The 5946-nt window shown below is 41.5% G+C and carries 7 protein-coding genes; 5 read left to right on the top strand and 2 right to left on the bottom strand.

Features of this window, described 5'->3' with window-relative positions; all coding sequences use genetic code 11:
* Position 1: 1 nt before the first annotated feature.
* Positions 2–379, bottom strand: a complete 378-nt coding sequence (locus tag V7083_RS11910) for a hypothetical protein (protein ID WP_335477932.1) — start codon at positions 377–379, stop codon at positions 2–4.
* Between the two features lie 188 nt (positions 380–567).
* On the opposite strand from V7083_RS11910, the gene V7083_RS11905 reads away from it, so the two are divergent.
* From V7083_RS11905 to yunB, 5 genes are all read left to right on the top strand, one after another.
* On the top strand, positions 568–1413 hold the full coding sequence (locus V7083_RS11905; protein ID WP_335477930.1) for a DUF72 domain-containing protein: 846 nt from the start codon (positions 568–570) through the stop codon (positions 1411–1413).
* 12 nt (positions 1414–1425) lie between these two features.
* On the top strand, positions 1426–2253 hold the full coding sequence (locus V7083_RS11900; protein ID WP_335477928.1) for a sulfite exporter TauE/SafE family protein: 828 nt from the start codon (positions 1426–1428) through the stop codon (positions 2251–2253).
* Between the two features lie 2 nt (positions 2254–2255).
* On the top strand, positions 2256–3596 hold the full coding sequence (locus V7083_RS11895) for a bifunctional metallophosphatase/5'-nucleotidase (protein ID WP_335477926.1): 1341 nt from the start codon (positions 2256–2258) through the stop codon (positions 3594–3596).
* Between the two features lie 67 nt (positions 3597–3663).
* Positions 3664–3966 (top strand): YunC family protein, encoded by a 303-nt coding sequence (locus tag V7083_RS11890; protein WP_335477924.1) that lies wholly within the window; start codon positions 3664–3666, stop codon positions 3964–3966.
* Between the two features lie 92 nt (positions 3967–4058).
* Complete coding sequence (gene yunB / locus V7083_RS11885; protein ID WP_435554765.1) at positions 4059–4868, top strand: sporulation protein YunB; 810 nt, start codon at positions 4059–4061, stop codon at positions 4866–4868.
* An 83-nt stretch (positions 4869–4951) separates the two neighbouring features.
* Here the strand turns inward: yunB and V7083_RS11880 are convergent, their stop codons facing one another.
* The gene (locus tag V7083_RS11880) at positions 4952–5941 is read right to left on the bottom strand and encodes a M23 family metallopeptidase (RefSeq protein WP_438823721.1); all 990 of its coding nucleotides are present in this window, start codon (positions 5939–5941) and stop codon (positions 4952–4954) included.
* Positions 5942–5946 lie beyond the last annotated feature (5 nt).

Genomic DNA, 5946 nt, shown 5'->3' with positions numbered 1-5946 from the left:
TTTAATTATTAAGTCCAGCTAAGAGATTTGGTATTAGCTCCTTTTTTAAAACAAATTTAAAAGATTGATTGTCTTTTAAAGCTATTTGAATGGCTCCGTTAAGTACACCGTTCTCTTCTTTACATTCTGTTATATCTGAACGGTGAATCCCAATGGAAAGTTGTATTTCTGAATTAATTTGTTGTTTATAAATAAGCAATCTTTGACTAGTAATAGCTAAAACAACTGGCATATTTTCCTTTGTAAGCCAAGAAATTTCAGGTAACAGTTTCATAACCCAGTTCGTAGGGGCAGTTCTTCCTCCAAAAATATCAATCAGTTCCTCATTGTTTTCTAAATCTTGTTCCACCCTTGTTTGATAGTTGTCTAAAAGACTCATTTAGCAATCTCCTCTCATACATTTTAAAGACCTCTATCATTTTAACATAAATTACCAAATTCTCCCCAAAATTTAATCAGTTTGTCTTTTTTATTTATTCGGTGTCGGTCGTTATGTCCCTCAACAGCACCTCAAACGGAAAAAATAATTTTGGTTATGCTATTATAAATTAATGGAGGTGAGTTTTATTGATCTATGTTGGTGTCACTGGCTGGGGCGATCACGATTCATTGTATCCAGGTCAAATATCATCAAAGGATAAACTAAAGGAGTACGCGGGCCATTTTCCTATAGTAGAGGTGGATTCGGCGTTTTACGCGATACAGCCAAAGCGCAATGCATTCAAATGGGTCAATGAAACGCCAGAGAACTTCCGATTTATTGTAAAGGCCTACCAGGGGATGACTGGGCATATGCGTGGTGAGATCCCGTTTCAGTCAAAACAAGAAATGTTTCAAGCTTTTCAGGACTCATTAGAGCCATATATAGAGAAAAATAAATTAGCATTGGTGCTGTTTCAATTCCCTCCTTGGTTCGAATGCCGACGTGAAAATGTGGACTATTTGCGATGGTGTAAGATTGAGATGGGCGATATTCCCTGCGCTCTGGAATTCAGGCATCAATCATGGTTCATACCAATATTCCGTCAAAAAACACTAGAGTTTATGAAAGCAGAAAATTGGATACACAGCATTTGTGATGAGCCACAATCTGGAGAGGGCTCGGTTCCGACTATTTTAGAGCCGACCACACAAGAAAAAGTCCTCATTAGATTCCATGGCCGCAACACCCATGGTTGGCAAAAACGAACCGGTGTGGATTGGCGGGAAGTTCGCTATCTATACCGCTATAATCAGAAGGAATTGAATGAATGGGCCGTGCAAATCCAAGCATTAGCAAAACAATGCACGGATGTGTATCTTTTATTTAACAACAATTCAGGCGGGGATGCCGCTGACAATGCGAAGCAAATGATGGAGCTGTTACAAATCGAATACGAATGCCTAGCTCCAAGACAGCTGGATCTATTTTAAGAAGGTGATTAAATGGAATGGATTATTTTAGTGTTAATTGGGATTGCTGCTAGCTCTTTAGGGTCACTGATTGGCATGGGTGGTGGTATTATTGTTGTTCCGGCCCTGTTGTACTTATCAACCTTATCATTCCTAAGCCATCCCTTAACACCACAGGTGGTTGTAGGAACCTCTCTGTTTACAATGATTTTTACCGGCCTATCATCCACATTGGCTTATATGAAGCACAAAACAGTGGATTACAAAAGCGGCCTGATTTTCTTAATAGGCAGCGGTCCGGGGAGTATTATCGGTGCATGGGTAACCGAGAAATTAAATTTGCATTCATTTAGTTTATATTTCGGTTTGTTTATTATCTTTGTATCAATCGTTATGCTCGTTAGGGATAAATTAAAGCCGATACCGTATCGAAAGGACAAGGGAATCCACCGGACGTTTACAGACAACAGTGGGAAAACCTATGAATATGGCTATAATTCTGTTGTGGGCGTAATCATTGCATTCATTGTCGGATTTCTGTCCGGAATCTTCGGAATTGGCGGCGGCTCGTTAATGGTACCCACAATGATCCTATTATTTTTCTTCCCGCCGCATGTGGCCACGGCAACTTCAATGTTCATGATCTTGCCAACCTCGATCCTCAGCTCGATTACTCATATATCCTTGGGGAATGTGGATTGGCTGTATGCATTGGCATTGATTCCGGGTGCGTGGATCGGCGCAAAAGTCGGGGTATTTTTAAATACAAAATTAAAGAGTAAAACAATTGTCTGGATTATTCGAATTATACTTGTCGTAGTAGGAGTTCGCTTAATTTATCAAGGAATGACGGGATCATAAACATGGAAACGATACATATTTATCATACAAATGATGTGCACAGTCATTTTGAAAACTGGCCGCGCATACAGGAACTTTTGAAGATGGAGACCATCCATCATAATGAGGATGTATTCTTATTTGATATTGGGGATTTTATTGACCGGTGGCATCCCTTTACAGAAGCAACAAAGGGAACAGGTAACATTCAACTTTTAAATGAGTGTCAATATACTGCAGTAACGATTGGAAACAATGAAGGGGTCAACTTACCCAATGAGGATTTAGAACATCTATATGACGAGGCAAAATTTGAAGTAATCGTGGCCAATTTTTTTCGAAAAAACGGAGACTTGCCAAGCTGGGTGAAGCCATATAAGATTTACCAAACAAAAAAGGGGACCAAAATCGGGGTAATCGGTCTCACAGCTAAATTTGCAGTTTTATATGAGCAACTTGGTTGGAAAGTAACGGACCCGATACCGGAGTTGAAAAAATGGATGCCGGTATTAAAAAAGGAAGCAGATGTTATTATTTTGCTGTCTCATCTGGGTATTCATGATGATGAACAAATTGCTGAAGAGATTACGGGGATCGATGTGATTCTCGGGGCACATACGCATCATTTCCTGAAGGAAGGAAAGTTGATTGGAGAAACATTGCTGGGGGCTGCCGGCAAATTTGGTTATTATGTTGGCCAAGTCACACTCCATGTGGACGAAGATAAAATGATCAAGAGTAAAAAAGCTTGTCTTTATGACGTATTGGAGTTGCCTGCTGTTGAAAAAGAGGAAGACATAATTGAGTCCTATTTTAATAGCGGCAGGCAGCTTTTAAATAGTCCGATTGCGCATTTAGATACGCCATTAAAGGCAAATCCATTTCAGAAAACAAATTTCTCTGTTTTTTTAGGACAAGCCTTAAGGGAATGGTGCAAGACAGATTGTTCAATTGTGAATGGAGGCCTGCTCCTTGGGACGTTATCAGGAGAGGTAACGGAGTTTGACCTGCTAAATGTTTGCCCGCATCCGATTAATCCTTGTGTGATTAAGGTAAGTGGTGCTGAGTTACTGTCCATTTTACAAGAAACAAAAGATGAACAGTTAACTCATCGCGAGCTTAAAGGGTTAGGTTTCCGGGGAACCGTTATTGGATCTTTTGTATATGATGGTATCGAGTTAAGTGAAGATGGATGGGTTGTAAACCAAAATTCTTTGGATCCGCACCAAACCTATTCCTTAGCACTTCCAGATATGTTTACCTTTGGCCATTTTTTCAAAGAGGTTGTTCCGAAGAAACAAAAAAAATATTTCCTGCCGGAGTTTTTGCGCGACATTTTAAAATGGAAGTTGAAAACCCAATAGGCAGTTGTATAGACACGCATATTCCCACCTTTTCATAAAGTGATAGTAGGGAAAGGAGCGTGGGAAATTGATCAATCTTTCACCAGTTGAAATAAACGGCCATACGTTTCTGGCTGTTTCTGTGTTACTGCCAAAAACAACTTTGCTGGCTGTGTCGAATGATAAAGGATATATCATGTGCGGTGCCTTGGATGTCGGATTGCTAAATGACCAGTTAAAGGACCGTAAAATCATCGCCGGCCGGGCAGTCGGGGTAAGAACGATTGACCAGCTGCTGGATGCCCCACTGGAATCGGTGACCTATGAAGCGGAGGAGCTGGGTATTTACAAAGGCATGATCGGCAGGGATGCATTATTGAAAATGATTTAAAGCTTGCTTCTTAGAGGCAAGCTTTTTCTTTATGAGTGTTATTATTTAATGGGCAAGTTCACCCTATTTTGGCATACATATAGCTTGAAGGGGTGATTCAATTGGCAAAATTTCGCAGACGACTTGGAAAGCGGGGACCGCTGCCTTTTCGTTATGTGTTGCTGCTCTCATTTGTATGTTTCCTTTTATCCACTGCTATTGGCCTCTGGCTGGTAAACAGAGGGATTGAGCCCGCATTGATGCGTTATGCAGAGTCTGAAACTCGGAATATAGCCTCCATTGTCATTAATAAGGCTATTACCAAGCGGACAACGAATATAGGGGAAAACAATAAAGTCATTGAAATTTTGCCCGGAAGCAATGGTTCTGGACAGAATGCTCAACTGAATACAGATTTGATTAATCGGGTTTTAGCGGAAACAACAGCGCAAATTCAAAAGAACTTAAAAGCGGCTAAACGTGGAGATATTGCATCCTTAGAGCAAATTACGGATGTGGAAATTGAAACTGAAAATATTTCCAAAGAGGACGGCATTGTTTGGTATGTACCGCTAGGGCAGGCCTCAAATATTTCTCTGCTGGGAAACTTAGGGCCCAAAATCCCAGTGAAATTTCATGCAATTGGTGAAGTAGAACCGGATGTGAAAATCGAGACGAAACAGATGGGAATTAACAATACGTGGGTAGATGTTTTGATTCATGTTGAAGTTTCTGTTCAAATCATTACACCGTTTGCAACAAAAATTACTAAGCTAACGCAAAGCATCCCGGTGGGAAGTGCCTTAATCGAAGGAGATGTGCCGCAATTTTATAATAGTGGGGGTGGCGTTACACCTTCCATTCAAATTCCAGAAAAGAAATCAGAAACGAAGAAAGCGGAAACAAAAAAATCAGGAAATTAACAAGCTGCCCATTTCTAAAGTTCCTGTCCCATGACCTTGGCAAATGCTGTTATGGTCGCGGGACAAGAAATTTCGGGCAGCTTTTATTTCTTTTTTCGTAATTCCATTCGTTCTAGATACTTCCATCGTGCTAAATGCGGATAGGGGTCAAAAGACCATTCTGTCAATCCATTATCCTTATACATCCCATAGTGCAAGTGTGGAGGGAATTTGCCTGAGGTTCCCGGTGGCCCGTAGCCTGAGCTTCCGACTCCGCCGATGACCATGCCTGGCTCTACGACTTGTCCAACCATAATATTCCTAGCAAAGCCACTAAGATGGGCAAAATAGTGATACGTGTTGTTGATGTCTCGTATTCCAATTCTCCATCCGCCAAATTTGTTCCAGCCTTTCATCTCAATGATCCCATAGCAGGTAGCTCTGACAGGGACACCATATCCGGCAAAGATATCTGTGCCTTCATGAATCCTTCGGCCACCCCAGCCCCTGGCATCTCCCCAAGTGCTGCGATAGCTGTGATTGCTGTAAAGCGGCACAGGGAAAACCTGTTTATCCAAATCGATTCGTCCGAAATGCTTGTAAATTTTTGCCTTCCCGGCAATAATTCCAACCGTTTTATCCCGATGGTAATAGTTCCACAAGCCTATTTTAATATTATCATGGTCTACTCCATAGGACTGAAGATAATGGGCAAAGGAATACAACACATCATCATCACTCTTAAGGCTTGCCTTACCGTCGCCATTCCCATCAACGCCGATTCCATTAAAAAACTGAATAATAGCAGGATTCTCTTCCATAAGATTTGGATTGGTAAGCCCCGACCATTGCTCCGGGCGAAAATAAATCCCAATAGCACCCTCCGCCTTCGGCAAATCCCGGCGGGCCAGACGAACACTCCGCTCATACTGATCAATCGCCGCCAAATAATACCACGGAATCTGCGTCACAACCTCCATCTTCCTATACAACCTCATTCTCTCCTGATAAAGATCAACCACAGCCTCCTTCGCCTGAACCTCCCCAGCACCAAAAGCCGAAGACAAAAACAAAAGGAAAGCCCCCAAAAACAGAACAG

The sequence above is a fragment of the Bacillus sp. JJ1764 genome (genome assembly GCF_036962145.1).
Classification (GTDB): domain Bacteria; phylum Bacillota; class Bacilli; order Bacillales; family Cytobacillaceae; genus Neobacillus.
Note: the sequence above shows the minus strand (reverse complement) of the source record. Positions and strands in the feature narration are given on the sequence as shown.